Annotated in this window: 14 protein-coding genes; 2 read left to right on the top strand and 12 right to left on the bottom strand. The window is 45.4% G+C overall.

Features of this window, described 5'->3' with window-relative positions:
• Nucleotides 1-3: 3 nt before the first annotated feature.
• The 12 genes from D9N13_RS21205 to D9N13_RS21150 all read right to left on the bottom strand — a co-directional run bounded on the left by D9N13_RS21205 (nt 4) and on the right by D9N13_RS21150 (nt 13,602).
• Nucleotides 4-771, bottom strand: a complete 768-nt coding sequence (locus D9N13_RS21205; protein ID WP_290593970.1) for a HisA/HisF-related TIM barrel protein — start codon at nt 769-771, stop codon at nt 4-6.
• Complete coding sequence (hisH, locus tag D9N13_RS21200; protein WP_290593969.1) at nt 755-1,363, bottom strand: imidazole glycerol phosphate synthase subunit HisH; 609 nt, start codon at nt 1,361-1,363, stop codon at nt 755-757. The genes D9N13_RS21205 and hisH overlap by 17 nt, the downstream gene beginning before the upstream one ends.
• Nucleotides 1,360-2,481 carry a hypothetical protein gene (locus D9N13_RS21195; RefSeq protein WP_290593968.1) on the bottom strand — a complete coding sequence of 374 codons (1,122 nt, stop codon included), beginning with the start codon at nt 2,479-2,481 and terminating at the stop codon, nt 1,360-1,362. The genes hisH and D9N13_RS21195 overlap by 4 nt, the downstream gene beginning before the upstream one ends.
• 9 nt (nt 2,482-2,490) lie before the next feature.
• Nucleotides 2,491-3,726, bottom strand: a complete 1,236-nt coding sequence (locus D9N13_RS21190; protein ID WP_290593967.1) for a hypothetical protein — start codon at nt 3,724-3,726, stop codon at nt 2,491-2,493.
• Complete coding sequence (locus tag D9N13_RS21185; protein ID WP_290593966.1) at nt 3,713-4,663, bottom strand: hypothetical protein; 951 nt, start codon at nt 4,661-4,663, stop codon at nt 3,713-3,715. Before D9N13_RS21185 ends, D9N13_RS21190 begins: the two co-directional genes overlap by 14 nt.
• A gap of 2 nt (nt 4,664-4,665) precedes the next feature.
• Entirely contained in the window at nt 4,666-5,379 is a 714-nt protein-coding gene (locus D9N13_RS21180; protein ID WP_290593965.1) for a hypothetical protein, read from the bottom strand.
• 520 nt (nt 5,380-5,899) lie between these two features.
• A complete protein-coding gene (locus tag D9N13_RS21175; RefSeq protein WP_290593964.1) occupies nt 5,900-7,009 on the bottom strand; it encodes a hypothetical protein in 1,110 nt (369 codons plus the stop codon).
• Complete coding sequence (locus D9N13_RS21170; protein ID WP_290593963.1) at nt 7,009-7,464, bottom strand: acyltransferase; 456 nt, start codon at nt 7,462-7,464, stop codon at nt 7,009-7,011. Before D9N13_RS21170 ends, D9N13_RS21175 begins: the two co-directional genes overlap by 1 nt.
• 2 nt (nt 7,465-7,466) lie before the next feature.
• Entirely contained in the window at nt 7,467-8,522 is a 1,056-nt protein-coding gene (locus D9N13_RS21165) for a Gfo/Idh/MocA family protein (RefSeq protein WP_290593962.1), read from the bottom strand.
• 51 nt (nt 8,523-8,573) lie between these two features.
• Complete coding sequence (locus D9N13_RS21160) at nt 8,574-9,551, bottom strand: Wzz/FepE/Etk N-terminal domain-containing protein (protein WP_290593961.1); 978 nt, start codon at nt 9,549-9,551, stop codon at nt 8,574-8,576.
• A 39-nt stretch (nt 9,552-9,590) separates the two neighbouring features.
• Nucleotides 9,591-12,074: an SLBB domain-containing protein gene (locus tag D9N13_RS21155; RefSeq protein WP_290593960.1), complete on the bottom strand. Its 2,484-nt coding sequence runs from the start codon at nt 12,072-12,074 to the stop codon at nt 9,591-9,593.
• Nucleotides 12,075-12,084: 10 nt separating this feature from the next.
• Nucleotides 12,085-13,602: a capsule assembly Wzi family protein gene (locus D9N13_RS21150; protein WP_290593959.1), complete on the bottom strand. Its 1,518-nt coding sequence runs from the start codon at nt 13,600-13,602 to the stop codon at nt 12,085-12,087.
• 177 nt (nt 13,603-13,779) lie between these two features.
• On the opposite strand from D9N13_RS21150, the gene D9N13_RS21145 reads away from it, so the two are divergent.
• Complete coding sequence (locus D9N13_RS21145; protein WP_290593958.1) at nt 13,780-14,559, top strand: PhzF family phenazine biosynthesis protein; 780 nt, start codon at nt 13,780-13,782, stop codon at nt 14,557-14,559.
• Nucleotides 14,560-14,785: 226 nt separating this feature from the next.
• A complete protein-coding gene (locus D9N13_RS21140; RefSeq protein WP_290593957.1) occupies nt 14,786-16,381 on the top strand; it encodes an isocitrate lyase in 1,596 nt (531 codons plus the stop codon).
• The last annotated feature ends 38 nt before the right edge of the window (nt 16,382-16,419 follow it).

Below are 16,419 nucleotides of genomic sequence, written 5' to 3'. Positions count from 1 at the left end.
TTTTCACCTCAAGGCCTGTTGTAGTTCATCAAAGCTTGGATAAGTTGGTAAAACGCCACGTTCCGCGCCAAAGAAAACAAACATGCTGGATGCGCCGAAAGCAGAGCACCCAGCGTCGCTGGCTTTCTTCATGTCTACCAAGTTTCTAGCGCCTCCACAGATAACTATTGGAATGCCTATGTGATCGGTTAGATCTCTAACGAAATCGATATCATATCCTGAATACGTTCCATCTTTGTCGACCATGTTTATGATTAATTCTCCTGCGCCAGCCGACTCAGCTTCTATTGCAAATTCTTTTATGTTTAGAGTTTGTGTTTTTTCGGTGGTGTGCTGAAAACGACGATAACTGCCAATAAGAGACTTCTTTACATCGATAGATACGCTAACACATGAGGTTCCGAATTCTTTTGCGATACGTGTCGTAAGCTGAGGTGAGTATGTAGAATTTAGTGACACTTTTTCATAACCAAGCTGTATTATCCTGGAGGCATCTTCTAGGCTGGAAACGCCGCCACAATAAGACAGAGGGAATCGAGCACTCGCAGCTATGTCGCCTAAAACTTTAAAGTCGATTCCAACTTTAGAAGCCGTTTTTGAAGTAATAACCATTTCATCTGCTTCTTTATGATTGAAAATCCTAACCAAATTGATAGGGTCACCTATGTATTGATCGTATTTGAACTTGATGGTGTTGATGGCACCAGATCCATCCAATAGAAGGAATACTATAACCCTTGGATGTATATGTTGATTACGCTTTTCCATCATTTACTATGCCTATGAATTTTTTAAAAATATCCATCCCAAATTTTAGGCTTTTTTCAGGGTGAAACTGAGTGCCTATTACGTTTCCTTTCTTTACCGCAACACAGTAGTCTTCCCCATAGTGGCTGAGTGCAATCTCAAAGTTGTTCCTTGGAGCGTGGTAAGAATGGACCAGATAGAATCGTTCAGATGTATCTGTCATGCCAAATGGTGAATGATCTGACCAATCAATGAACGACCAGCCTATTCTTGGGACTTTTAGCGAGGAACCAAACTTTTTGCATTTCCCAGGAATAACACCCAGTCCATTGAGTTCGCCCTCTTCACTGCCTTCAAAAAGCAATTGGAAGCCCAGGCATATTGCCAATGTAGGTTTGTCATTGGTTACCCAGCTCTCTACATGGTGATATACGTCTTGGCGCTTCATGTACTGAATCGCTGCGTCGAATGAGCCGACACCGGGGAGTATTAACGCATCAATTTGCTCGAATTTACTCGGTTCATCTACTATGTGAGATTCCACGCCCAGTTCAGTCAGAATGTTGATAACAGCATTCAGGTTGTTTCTTCCTGTCGTAATTACTCCAATTTTCATTGGGTGACCTTTAGGTATGTGTTAATCATACAAATTTGTTGAGCCTCATAGTTATATAGCGCTTTCGCTTCGTCAAACCCTCGGCAGCCTTCTTGATAAATGGCGGTCGCTTGTTCGATGGCTGTTAGTAGGCTCTCTAGAGATTGTTGCTTTAAACAGGCGCCTAAATTGTACTCTTCAGTAATTCTCGCTTGGTCTCCATATCCGGAAACTACTACCGGCACGCCAGCAAAAATATAGGCAAAGAATTTGTTAGGACTGGCGCATCTATTGCTTAAGCTCGAGGTGTCCATCAAACTGAATCCGACAGAACAGCATTGTGACAATAAGGCCTGTAGTTCGCCTTCTTTGAGTGATGGCAAAATTCTTATGTTGCTGTGTTTAGACGCTATGTTTTCTAGCTCGCTTCTCATGTCTCCGTGGCCTACGAGCAATAGTGTTCGCCCTGTTTTTATGTAGGCTTGTACCAGTAACTCCAGGCCACGCCCACGGGCAAATAATCCAACGTAAACACCTGCATCCTTGGGGAGCATCTGGTTGTAGTATGTTGTATCGTCGGTCGTTTGCGGAACACTATAGACAATGGTCGCCTCAGATATTGAGTAAAGTTTACCATATTTTTTTATATACTCACGTTTAACTGCTTCACCTACGAATACTGTAGCAGTGATAAAATGTCGGAGCGAAATTCTCTCCACAATGCTAATTATGAAAGACCTGAAACCAAGCGAATATGAGGTTCCAAATTCAACTTCATGAGGTTCATATATGATCTTAATATTACGCAGTATGCTTGCTAGCATCACAGGAATTAAGCTGTACCAATTGTGAACATTTACCACAAGAGACTCTCTGTGCGATAACAAATAGAGTAGGGTGTGCGCCAAATATAGTAATTTTCCAATGGAAACTGATTGGCGGGCCTTTCCGAGGAACTCAATGTTACATCCTATCTCACTATACTCATGCAATACATTGTGATGGTTTTCGCCAGGTAGGGCTAGTAAGGCTATTTTATTAAATCTACCTGAGCTCTTTGCTGCCTTCATTGATCGTTTGATTCGAGATTCATGTAAACCATGAGTGGGATAGATGTGGATATTCGTTATACTTTCCATGTTAGGGCTTCAGTCTTTTCGGACATCTATTGGATTAAGGTTGGACGAACTTAATAGGTTTTGCGAAGGAACTTTTCGATATGCGAGGACCACGTAAACTAATGATATTAAAAGCCCGCCAGACAAGATCCACGATTGAAACCTTAAAGAAGAATAGATTATAGCTAAGACGAATCCTATTGAAACAGATCCTTTTAGTGGTTCATTCATTTTGACGATATAGCCGAACATCAACCCTAATATAGTAGTTAATAGAACAGATACTAGAGGAGTGTGCTCCATGTGTACTGTAATGAAAGGGTTCATGTTGGCGTTATGACCTTGCTCTAAAAAATATGTTCCAGCTTGTAGAGACAAAGGTTGGTTGTGCGAAAGTAGGCCGTTATTGGCCAATTCTACAGCTTTCTCGGGCCAGTAGCCGGGAACAATGATCGTTCTTCTGATGAGCATTGATGCAATGAGCCCAGTTAAGGTTGTAGGGAAGATAAATACCAAGCTGCTTAAGAAGACGTAAAACCCCATAATGTAATGAATAAAATATTTACTCGCATGTGTGGCACAGAAAAGTATGTAGATAGCTATTATAAAGTAGGTGTTACGTACACCTAGAGTTAAAAATAGGATGCTAGCTAGGAAAAGTGCAATGGCTACTTTTACCAAGTTGTTTGTTCCTTTCGCGGAAAGCGTAATCGCTATACCAAAGCTTCCAATGCTTACTGCGGAGTATTTTACCAATGAGGAAGCATCTCTCGCTTCGAAGCGGCTGTCATAGAACGCAAACAAGTCAAAATTGAAAGATGCTTGGCTAGCATAAAGGCAAAGGAACACCACGATTGAAAGTAGTGTGGCTAGCTTGGCTGTTCTTGTTGTTAGCATTGGCGGGTGTAGCCTTAGGTACGGTATGTATGCTGCAATCCTGTATGCTATTAGAAATACTAGGAAATAACTTAATGAAATTATGAAAGCTTCAAGTGCAGAGCTGTTCTGAGCTATTAAATAGTTTGTCGCGCATGGCACCAATCCAAAAAATGCTAGAGCTTGTATTTCCACGCTTAATTTGGTTATGGGCCATAAAACTGCAGCGATAATGAGAATGGCAGGGAGGTTAAGGGTCGAATCTATGTTGGAAACGAATAAATCCTTAACGAAGCCTTCTGATACTACTACTTGAGAAATAGCAACAAAAAAAGTTATATAGAAAATGTGAAATCTACAGGCCTTTTCGAAGAGGTTACGTATAGCCATATTTCTCTAGCTCATGATGGAATATTCTATCTAATTCCCTGATTTTGCTGGGTTCCAATGATCTGTATCTCCCTATACTCTTATTGTTAAGCATTGAAAAGTCGAGCTCGCAATCCTCAAGTTCTATACTGTCAAAGATTCTTTTGACCTGTTGTCGTGGGTTCGCAATAAACTCTTCGAGTTTTACTATTTTTACATCTGGGGTGTCCTCAAAGGATTCCAATATGGACTTGATATACAGAGCACAACTTCCTACTTCTGTGGGGGCCCATGTCATATCTATGGATGATGCGACTATGTCTCGTGGGTCTCGAATAATAAAAAACATTTCATGAGAAGTTCCTAGGAGTTCTTGATACTCCTTATGGAAATAAAACGAAAAAGGATTGTCTTCGCAGAGCACAGGTTTTTCAGCACGTATTCCATCGATATATTTTTGTACGAGTTTTCGAAATGCTTGTTTTGTTGCAGAAGTCCCCGTGGTTTTGTATGACATTTGTTGCTTTTCAAAAAGAGAGGATCCAATATACCTCCCGTTGTATAAACATGCGCCAAGATCTTCTAAAAACTCGTTATATATTTGTTTGTGATTTAGAAGAAAGCGACCACCAGTTACTCCCATATATCGTGGAGTTGCTACTCGGTTAAACACTGAGCCAACTTTTGTTCTCAAATGGTATCCAATTCCAGCATGGACTTTTGAGCCATTCATTATTGCTTTATAGGCACTTTCGAATCGTTTCATCGAAGAGTCGAATATAAAAGGGCTTGGGTTGGTTTTAAGTGTTCTATAGAAATCAAGAATGCCATCCGGATCACATAATATTCTCATCTCTCGGCCCTTCACCGTAGCCACCGATGGATGCTGGCTAAGTATTTCCTTGATTATAGTAGTGCCACTTCGGCCAGTTCCTGAAATATTGAGAAGTTTCGGCATCTTTAGTTGCTCAACAAAATGAAAAAGGTAACAAGGAAAATCAAAATAATACTGGCTCCTGCTTTTGCATTCCAAACTGTTTTAATTGCAAAGTAAGACCAGGCCAAGTACGTAGAAATCTGTAAGTAAATTACTGTTGATAGTAGTTCCCAACCTATGAATAAGTTTGCTTTATTGTTTATCAAAAAGAAGAGAGTAAATAGAATTGCTGCTGATAGTTCGATATTAAAGTTAAGTTTTTGTTTGTTGCGTATCTCGAAAGCTTTGTCACCCCAGTTAAAAAATGCTGCTGAGATGCCTTGTAATAGCATTAGTTTCCATATTTTGTCTGAATTGTTATATTGTTCCCCGAATACTATTGGAAGTAAGTTGTTGTTATAAAGTAAGAATGTCAGGGTTAGGCAAGATGCTATGATCAAAATTAGTAGGATTTTAAGTTTTGAGTCCAATAACCCCTTATGTGCTTTTGAATGGTTGACATAGTATGGGCGCAATACCTGAGCCAAGGAGCTGGATACTGAGTTGGATACTCTTTCTGTAAAGTTGTACGTAGCAATGTGGCTTGGTGAGATGTTGCCGCCCATGAAAAGGTAAACAGATCTTAAACGAACTAGATTGACGACTGTTTGTGGTAGCGTATATCTCAGTTGATGCTTTCCTCTTTGTGCCAAGCGCTTGCATTGCTTTGTGTAATCTGACCAGTTTCTGAAATTCATTTTGATTATTCTGAAAGCCAAAAATGCGGTAAGCATGTTTGATGTTATATAACTTATGAAGAAATTGAGTTTTGTGAAGTTTGTGAATATGGAAATTAGGACATTTGCACACAGCGGAATAGCGCTGAGCATTAGTACTGAGAATGCATAGGGGGTCGTGCGTCCAATCCTTAGATAATATGCGATTAGGATCGTATTAATGGCCGTGTTTAACGAAAGTATTGCAGCTGTCGTTTGTAGATCGAATTGAAAGATTGAGAGTGTTGCAAAAATTGCTATGCAATGTATTAGATACATTGAAATAAGTAACGTACTGCAAAACCGACTTACAACTTCCGCTTTTTTTGTACTGTAAAATACGTTTTCTAGCCTTAAGGTTATAAGTGTGCCGGTTGTTGACCCCGCTATAAAGTACAGGCTCCAGCTACCCCACAGCTCAGCGCTATATCCCCTTGATAGTATGGGAAGCATGGCTAAAGACAAGCCAAAGTTTAAAAATGGAAGTGCATAATTCAAGTTGCTAACTCAGTAGAAATCTACGCACGGCAATATAGGTTGGTGTGTGTAACAGGTCGAAAAATACTTTATTATTTCTAAATTCAGATACTGGTGTGTCGCCTTTGCATGAGAAGCTAATCAATTCAGATGCAGGGATGTTCAATTTTTCTGCAACATATTTCAGTTCAGTGTGTTCATAATCAGTTGGCAGCATAGGTTGATTTAGTTGCTCAATAGCATTAGTGCGAGTGATTTCCCCTCTAAGTAACTTTACAGAAAGGTGGGCTCTCCGTTTGTCAATGCCGAATCGCTTTGGTAGCCAGTATCCTTGATAAAACTTTGTCCAAGTTGATTCGAAGTGCTTCTGGTCGTATTTTTTCCAACCGTATTTTTTCTCAAGCTTCATCTTCCATTCGTCTGATGATTGTTCTACGTAGTTTAGAGGAAAGTATTCTTGGTAGCGCCTGGTTATGCGATCAAAAAGATAGCTGAAAAGAGATTGTGAGGGGAACGATTTGTCAATAGATACTCCATGTCTCGAGCATACTGATAGAAGAAACTTCCTGTCTAAAGGGCCGTAAGACCAAGCTTCAGGTAATATCCCTTCAGTGACTAGATTGCGACCAGACAGAATGGATTTTATGCCGTGTTTTTTTGCTGTCTGATATACGCCAAATTTGATGGCGTGATCAGTGGCGAATTCTAGTTCCTTTAGTCCTGCCTCTACAAAAGCTTTTTGTATATCTCTGAAGTTACTCCAATTTAGAACAACTGTAACCAGTGGAAAGCCAGTGCCCTTAGAAAGCAGCTCAATATTTCTAGTGGACAGCTCAGTATTCCAACCGTTGTCAACATGGACAAGTAATGCATTTAGTCTATGTTCGTGGGCCCAATCAACTAGATATGAGCTATCGGTGCCTCCTGAAACACCAATAACACAATCATACTCTTGGTTTGGACCTTTATTCTGTTTGACTCGGTAGGCTATATCTTTTTGAAAGCCAGATTTGTTTACCTGATTAATTTGGTTAAGTCGCGACATATAGGTGTCACAAAAGTTGCATCCACTAGCTGTGTATTGTGCTTCATCAATTTCGTGCTGCAACAAGCATCTTTTACATGTGGATTGCATTACTTTACTCTCCTAGCTGGGTTGCCTGCATACGTTCCTGGCTCCAAGATGTCTTTTGTTACAGTGCTGCCTGCACCGATAACTACGCTGTCGCATATAAAAACAGGGAGCAGAGTGGCGTTGCTACCAATTGATACGTTATTTCCAATTTTTGTTGGCAGCCACTTGCTTTTGTCGCCCATGGCGGGGCCCCCTTCCGAGAATGTGTCGTTGATAAACATTACCCCATGACCGATAAAGCAGTCATTTCCTATTTCGACAAATTCACATATAAAAGAGTGGGACTGGATTTTGGTTCTGCATCCTATTACTACATTTCTTTGTATTTCAACAAACGGTCCTACAAATACACCATCCATAAGAGTGCATCCATATAAATTCGCTGGTTCGATTACGGTGACGTTTTCACCGCAGGTAATGTCAACTATTCCAGCATGGCGTATCGTGGCTGCCATATTCACCCGCCCAATTTACAGAATCTAGGTTTGAATCGAAGCGCGACTTCCTGGCCTGTTTCTATCGATTCATAGATCGCGTTGATAAGTTCAAGGCTTTTTCTTCCTTCCAAGCCATCAACCAAGTGCCTTTTATTGTTTGTTATTGAGTCTACAACATGATCATAGTAGGCTTGATGCCCATATCCATAGACATTCGGTGGATTTACTGAGTATTTTTCCATTACTCCTTGGTCTTCAGGCGTTTCTTCTAAAAAATTCCATGTTTTCATTTGGTTTACTGCAAAACCACCTATTTCAACTGAACCTCGCTCACCAAGGACAGATATTGAGCCTTCTAGATCTTTAGGTCTTACAGCAGTTGTAGCTTCAATTACTCCTAGCGCGCCATTAGTAAATTTCAATGCAACTACTGCAGTATCTTCTGCCTCAATGTTGGCTAACGCTCTTGTGCTGAAGGCTGACACGCTTTCTACTTCTCCCATCATCCATTCTAGCAAATCTACGTGATGACTTGCTTGGTTTGTAAGCACGCCGCCATCCAAAGCCCATGTGCCTCGCCACTCATCTTGGTCATAGTAGGATTGAGGCCTACACCACCTTACTCTGACTGTTCCCAATACTAGTTTGCCGAATCTGCCGCTTTCTAAAGCTTCACGAAGCTTGATTACGGGTACATTGAATCTATTTTGCTTAACAACAAACAGTTTTATGCCCGCAGAATCACACGCAGCAATCATTTGGTCTGCATCTTTGAGTGATAAAGCCATAGGCTTCTCAACGATGATATGTTTGCCATGCCTTGATAACTCAATTACGTGCTTGGCATGGTTCCCGCTTTCTGTTAATACCACTACAACATCAACTTTCTCTGAGGTCATCATTTCGTGCATGTCGTGGTAGTGATTGATGCCAAATTGCTTTGCAATGGTTTTACACTTCTCGATATTGGTATCGCAGACTGCACATAATCTGGCTCCAGCAATTAAGTTGTTTCCTAAGAGTTCTGAGTGCCGCTTTGATATGCGTCCACAGCCTACTAAAGCAAAATTGAGCATTTGTTGTATCCTCTGATTGTTTTCAAGTTCAATAGGGGAGGCATAGAGCATTCAGTTGATAGCTTGTATCTCTTGTTCTCGTACTTTGAATGCAAAGTAGTAGATTAGTACGCCTAGAGTTCCAGTTAATGAGCCTATTATTGTTGCGATTATGCATATGTACGCTCTTTTGGGTTTTACTTTGATTTCTGGTGTGTATGGTGGGTCAATAACCTTAAAAACGTATTCCGGTGTTACTCTGGCGAACATGATCTTTTCAACTTGTGATTGCATTAGATTGAACAATCCAACTCGCAAATCGCTCAGGACCGTTTCTTGAATTTCTTCCTTGAGAAATTCAATAGAGTTTTTTGCCTCTGTTATGTCCAATTGTCGCGCGTCTTCGTTTAAATCCTCTATTAGCCACTCGACCCACCGTTTGGCGACATCTGGTGAAATATGCTCAATGGAAATGCGAATCAAGCCAGTGCTTTTCTCTTGTGATACTGACAATCTAGAAAGAAAAACCTCGTGGGATTCTTGTAGGCTAGGCACTTCCATGTTCGGAAACTTCGGAGGGATAAGCCACTCTCCTCCAGTCGGATCGTATACGTCATTATCCAGTGTTAGCTCTCGGGTATTAGGATCCCATTCCTTTGCAGCCAATAATTTTGGGAGAATGTCTCGCTTCTTTGAGAACTTCTCAAAAAATGCTCTCGACTTTAGAATCTCCATGGTAACCAATGTTTTATCTCTCCATTGGGGAGTGCCGATTATGCTTGAAAGGCCACTGATCCCCCCCAGTTGTGATACTATTCCTCCAAGCCTTCCTTGAGCTTCTTGCCCCGCTGACGCTGGAATCACTATGGCTTCTGCCCGGTAGACGTTGCTTAATGAAAGTGCGTAAATTACTGATGCTATAGCTGCAGCGATGGTAATCCCTACAATCCAGGCTTTCCCCCATAGCATTGCCTGAAAAATGTCGCGAACATCGATTTCGCCTTCGATAAGCCTTGTTGTGTTCGCTTCAGGATGTTTTTCTTTGCTCAAATCGGGCTCCTAAACCATGCATGTTTGTGATGTTTTTAACTAAAAACTAGCTACTGCAGCTGCCCCTAGAGCAATTTGATAGAAAACTTGAGAAATGCTAGTCCACAGAGTTAGTGGTTTAATTCGATCTGCGTCCAACGGAACAACAACTGTGTCCCCGGCTTCGATTCTGTGGTTGGTTGCTTTGAACCACCCCGTTTGTTCAGGCAAAAATACTCTACCATTTGCTTTCACTACGTAAATTCTGTTGTCGTCAGCTTTTTGCGTAGTTCCGCCGCTTCGTTTGATATACTCGTCTGCACTAAGGCCCCTTTCAAATATGTGTGAAGTTGGAAATTGAACTTCTCCCACAACGGTAACAGCTTGTTTTTTTCTGGGGATGACGAGTTTGTCGCCATCTTTTAGTTGGATTGATGTGGTTGTTTTTGCTATAACCGAATTTAAGTCAATGACCATTCTGCCAAGGGGGCGCACAGAGTTCAGGCTTTCAAGTAATTCCTCGGCATCACTAATTGCTATTTTTTGAATTTCGGATTGTTGTTCGACGTTTGCAGCGGCGATATCTGACTCTAATTTATCGCGTAGTTCTTTAAGCCTTTCTGATTCTAACTTCCTAAGATCTTCCCTTGAAAAGACTGCACCCTCTGGGTAGGCCCATTTATTGAGTCCGCCCGCTCGCTCAATTACTTGGCCGAGGGTTTCTCCTCGCTTTATTTTGAATTTTCCAGGAAACTTCACCTCACCCTCTATGGTGACTACCTCTTGATCCAGCCAGTTGGGTAATCGCTTTATGTGAAGTTCATCTTCTTCTTTAAGGCTCTGCACAGAGCTATTGGCGAGATCAACATTGATATGTTCGATGCTCTGTTCTTCTGTTTCGCTATAGGTTATTCGGGTGATTTCACCCCTAAGGCCATAGGCATTCTCGGTCAAGCCGCCAGCGAGTGTGACTGCATCTCGCGCTGACATATTCATGCCAAGGGGGTATTCGCCAGGAAAGCGAACGTAGCCGGATACTTTGACCGTTTGTTTTCTTAAATCCTTGTCGGCTTGCAGCTTAAGCCGTTCCACTAATTCTCCAAGCTGGTTTGTTCTTGCTTCTTCAAAGTTGAAGACGTAGATTTTGTCGCGTGTTTTCAACTCAAGGTTATCCGGGCTTGAGGGGTTGCTAAGTGCTTTGCCCAAGTTAAAAGTGACCACCACCTTTTCTCGGGTGGGTTGAATTTCCCGTTCAATCAAGGCGATGCTCAGATCCGGAAACGGCAAAAGCTCTTCCGCACCTCGAATAACGTCAGTGACTCGCATACCTTGGCGCCAGGCAAATCCACCGGGGCGTTCTACGTGGCCTTCCAGCATGACGACATCTTCCATGTTTTCCAGTACGGAATAGACGCGAATCATGTCTGCGTCTTTTACTCGTATATTTTTGCCAGACTGTTGAGTTAAGTTTGCATCAACCAGCGTACGCTCCCCTTTGTTATCAATACGCTCGATGCGAGAGACAGCTGGGAACGCTGTTGGGGTAAAGCCACCAGCCAGTTGTATTGCCTCAATTGCTTTGTTTTCTCTCTTAAGTTCATAGATGCCTGGACGCTTAACCTCGCCACTTATCCCCACGGTTTCCCCAATGGGGGGAATGAAAATGACATCTCCCGGCAGTAGGCGGGCATCGTCACTGGTATCTCCATTCAGTAGCAGGTCGTACAGATCCAGCGTGGTAATTAATTTACCCTGGCGCTTCAATTGAATATTACGGAGTGACCCTATCTTGCTGATCCCGCCGGAGGTGAACAGGGCATTGGTCATGGTGGAAAGTGAGCTTACGGTGTATGACCCTGGTTGCAGAGCCTCACCCAATACGAAAATGCGTATGGAGCGAAGAGTTCCCATCGTGACACTGGCTTTAACGCCGATCATTTGTTGGGCGACAGTATCCATCAGTACTTGGCGGGCATTGCTGAAGGTCAATCCGGCCAGGGTGATGGGGCCAATTTCAGGGAGTTGGATTTGGCCATCCCTGTTCACCGCCAGGTTGTAGCTGTTGTTTACCTTCCCATACAGTTGGATCACCAGACTGTCCCCGGGGCCGAGTACATAGCTGTCCGGGGGAGGGATATCACTTACCGGCATAAATGCGTCGGGAGTACCATTGAATAGGTCGTAACCAAACTGACGCAGTTCGGCTTTTACTTTTTCAATGTTTTCGCCTTTGTCCGCTTCCCTTTCTGGTTGGCTGTCTGTTCGATTGAACATGGAAACATCTTGTAGAGTCGGACGAATGTTTGGTTGGTTGGTGTTTTGCCCGAGATTAGGCTGGGCCGTGTTGCCTCCCAAGCCTAGGTCGTCGAGGTTCACACCATATTGGCTGGCCAAAGCGCGCTGTTGCTCCGGCGACAGGCTTTTGAACATCTCAATTTGCTGTGAAGTGGGGGTTAGGCCAAAGGCGACAGTCGTTGTACCTGCCAACAGTAGCAGGGCTAAAAGGCTAAAGGATCGTCTAATTAGGTTTTTAATGAGTTGCATGTTGTTTCAATTACCATCTGGCTTCCCATGCGAAATAGGCACTGGCACCGCCAATACTGTCTCCCCCATAGGTTAGATCTTCACTTTGATAATCCACCCCGAAGCTCAATTGCCACGGGTTAATTAATATACTGTATCGGGCATCCGCCAACCACAGATTGGTCCTGACGTTTCTGCTCAAGGTGTTGCCGCCTGGCGGGCTGGTGTCCGTTCCATCCCGGTTCACTTCTACCTTGGCGAGAGACCAACTGATTTGTTGATCGTCGTTCAGGTGTAAATCATGTGCCAAGGTTAGCATGCGGGTGTCGTTGTCGGTGGCGGATGCGATGCTTCTAATCCGATAACGATATCCGTTTTTGTAAATGCTGTGTTCATAACTGATATTTGGTCTGGCGCTGTCGCCGCCTTTAAAACCTTCTGCGGTGGTGTCGCTGAACTCAAGGTAAATACGATGGTGGATGCCAGTAAGAATGATACTCGCATCAGCACCTATTAGCATACTAAATCGGCTTGGTGTTCCCCCGGATTCGTCTTCACCAATCCATTGACTATACAGTCCTACACCAGTATCACCAAAAAATGTTCCACTAAGTCGCCAGTCAATCCCCCCAAGCTGATTGCCTGGTTCGTTACGCTGTTCGATTCCTTCGTCGCCGCGATTATCCCGCCCTAATAGCAGATCAGTAAAGGTGCTGAAGTCTCGTGGGCGACCTTCACCACCCCATTGTGCTGTTCGGGTTAAACCAATTTCCAACGGTTGAATTGGTCGAAAAGTGATCCGCAGCCCCCACAGTAATGCATGGCTGATTTCCCGATTATTTTCCAACCGCCCCATAAAGGTTTCCAGATGCCAGGGGCCAATCCAGCTTAACCAGGGTGTCTCAAAGGCGGCCGAATGATTGCGTTGCAGGGAAAGGCTGGGGGCGGGGCGGGCGTTGGTGCTTAAAATCAGGCTGTTTTGCCAGCCGGGGCCCCACCAGCGCTCGATGGAGCCTGCAGTAAACGCCCAGTTTCCCAACACCGTGCTGATATAGCTGCCGTCCAGTTTGGCATTGGGGTCATCGTTGGCGTCGTCGGTGTAGGATATTTTCAGGCGACCTGCCAGGTGTTTGCCCATCCAGTCAGCGGACAGGCTGGTCTCCGCTTGGTCACGCTGGCTGTCGCCAAAGTCGGTGAAGAGTCGTGGATCCTGGCGCACGTCTCCGCGCCAGTTATATCGGATGTCGTTGCCCGTATCGCGGCGCAGGGCAAAGCGCACATAACTTAAAGACAGTGCTTGTGCGCTGCTAAGTTTGCCTGGGCTCAACGATTCAAGGTCTTGCTTGATGCCGCTCCACATCAACGGCCAAGTGGTGATCGGTACGGTTACTGCGCCAGCATCAGAGAGCACTTGGAGGTGATGGCGCAGGGTTTCATCACCCGGATTGATCCAGGGGCCAGCGTGGCTGGTGTTGGCCACCACGATCAGCAACAGGGGGCAGAGTGCCGCCACCATGCGTCGGATGGAATTGTGCGGGGTTCCTGGCACGGTAACGTTGATCCGTTTCTCCAATTGGTCTGGTGGCTATTTTGCAACTCGTTGTGGGGGTATGCAAGGTGTAAGTGGGTGATTTTTAATAGGCTTATCACAAAACGAGGGCTAGTGGATGTAGTCAGCATTCTCGATTTCGGATAATGTAATTTTTTTGCGAATTGGAGAATATTGATGTTGTTGACGCAGTATCAAGTCGACGCCTTCGCCTCACAGGTATTCGAAGGCAACCCCGCTGCCGTCGTTCCCCTGGAGCAATGGCTGCCCGATGCCACCATGCAAAACATCGCTGCCGAAAACAATCTGGCGGAAACGGCGTTCTTTGTGCCGGAAGGTACGGGGTTTCGTATCCGCTGGTTTACACCCACGGTGGAGGTGAAATTGTGTGGCCATGCCACTCTGGCGTCCGCCTTCATACTCTACGAGAAGTTGGGCTGGAGTGGGCCGCAGGTGGTATTTGAATCCCTTTCCGGGCCTTTATCCGTGCGCAGGGAGGGTGATCTTTTCAGTATGGATTTCCCGGCCCAGCCCGGCGTTGTCTGTGAGCCGCCGCGGGCCCTGGTTGAGGGGTTGGGGGTAGAGCCCCAGTGCTGCCTGGCCTCGGAAGATTACCTGGTGGTGCTGGAGAGCGAACAACAACTGGCGCAATTGCAGCCTGATATGGAAGCCTTGAAGCAGTTGGCTCTTAGAGGGGTGGCGGTAACCGCCCCGGGGGATCATCAGGATTTTGTGGTGCGCTTTTTTGCCCCTCGCTGCGGCATTCCGGAAGATCCCGTAACCGGTTCTGCATACACCCAATTGGCGCCTTACTGGTCGCAGCGGCTGGGGCGCCAGCGGCTGCAGGCCCGGCAAATTTCCGCCAGAGGCGGTGACGTACTGTGTGAAATGGCTGCGGATCGGGTGAATATCTGTGGCTCTGCGGTGCTGTTTTTGCAGGGTGAAATACACCTCTAGCGTCTGACTGGCTGGTCGCTGCAGTATGCATTTGTTGCTGCAGCCCCCGTCAACTCTGGCCTGTATGCTTTATTCATGTAAAAAATACCCACTATACGATCTATTAATTTTATTTATGCTCGTGTGCTCCGTAGAATGCCTTCATCTGCAGTAAAGACTGTTGTCTATAGTTATGCGTTGACGTGATTTACTGCGATACCTAATTCCTAAATGTAGAGGATCTACCATGTCTAACTACTCCGCTTTTACTGATGAAGCAGCATCTGTAATCGCTGCCAATGGCCCCACCTGGAACGCGATCAGCCCTGAGTCGGTTGCTCGTATGCGTTTGCAAAACCGTTTCAAAACCGGTTTGGATATTGCCAAGTACACAGCCAAGATCATGCGTGAAGACATGGCTGCCTACGATGCCGATTCCGCTCAGTACACTCAGTCTCTGGGTTGCTGGCACGGTTTCATCGGTCAGCAGAAACTGATTGCCATCAAAAAGCACCTGGGTGACACCAAGCGTCGTTACCTGTACCTGTCCGGTTGGATGGTTGCGGCTCTGCGTTCCGACTTCGGCCCTCTGCCGGATCAGTCCATGCACGAGAAGACTTCTGTTTCCGGTCTGATCGAAGAACTGTACACCTTCCTGCGTCAGGCCGATGCCCGTGAGCTGGGTGGCCTGTTCCGTGAGCTGGATGCGGCCCGTGAAGCCGGTGATTCCGCCAAGGCGGCTGAAGTTCAGAGCAAAATCGACAACCACCAGACTCACGTTGTGCCCATTATTGCCGACATCGACGCTGGTTTCGGTAATGCAGAAGCCACTTACCTGCTGGCCAAGCGCATGATCGAAGCCGGTGCTTGCTGCATCCAGATCGAGAACCAGGTTTCTGACGAGAAGCAATGTGGTCACCAGGACGGTAAAGTAACCGTTCCTCACGCTGACTTCCTGGCCAAGATCCGCGCTGTTCGTTACGCGTTCATGGAGCTGGGTGTAGACGACGGTGTTATCGTTGCCCGTACCGACTCGCTGGGTGCCGGCCTGACCAAGCAAATCGCCGTAACCAACGAACCCGGTGACCTGGGCGACCAGTACAACAGCTTCCTGGACGGTGATTACATCGAAAGCGCTGACGACATCGACAACGGTGACGTGGTGGTTAAAGCCAACGGCAAGCTGTTGAAGCCCAAGCGTCTGCCTTCCAACCTGTTCCAGTTCAAGAAAGGTTCCGGTGAAGATCGTGTGGTTCTGGACTGTATTACTTCTTTGCAGAACGGTGCAGACCTGCTGTGGATCGAAACCGAGAAGCCCCACGTTGGCCAGATCGCCGGTATGGTTAACCGTATCCGTGAAGTGGTACCCAATGCCAAGCTGGTTTACAACAACAGCCCGTCCTTCAACTGGACTCTGAACTTCCGTCAGCAGGTGTTCGATGCGTGGAGTGAAGAAGGTAAAGACGTGTCTGCATACGATCGTGCCAACCTGATGAGTTCAGAATACGACGAGAGCGAGCTGTCTGCTGAAGCCGATCGTCGCATCCAGAGCTTCCAGGCTGATGCATCACGTGAAGCGGGTATCTTCCACCACCTGATCACTTTGCCGACTTACCACACTGCCGCGCTGTCTACTGACAACCTGGCCAAAGGTTACTTCGGTGATGAAGGCATGCTGGCTTATGTTGCCGGCGTGCAGCGTAAAGAGATCCGTCAGGGTATCGCTTGCGTTAAGCACCAAAACATGGCCGGATCCGATATCGGTGATGACCACAAAGAGTACTTCGCTGGTGAAGCTGCTCTGAAAGCCTCTGGTAAAGACAATACTATGAACCAGTTCTAAGGTTTATAGCGGTTTAGGTAACCTCCTTAACCAGAGTG

Origin of the sequence: Ketobacter sp. GenoA1, from assembly GCF_003671475.1 — a bacterium.
Taxonomy (GTDB): domain Bacteria; phylum Pseudomonadota; class Gammaproteobacteria; order Pseudomonadales; family Ketobacteraceae; genus Ketobacter.
This window is presented reverse-complemented; position numbering and strand designations above follow the sequence as displayed.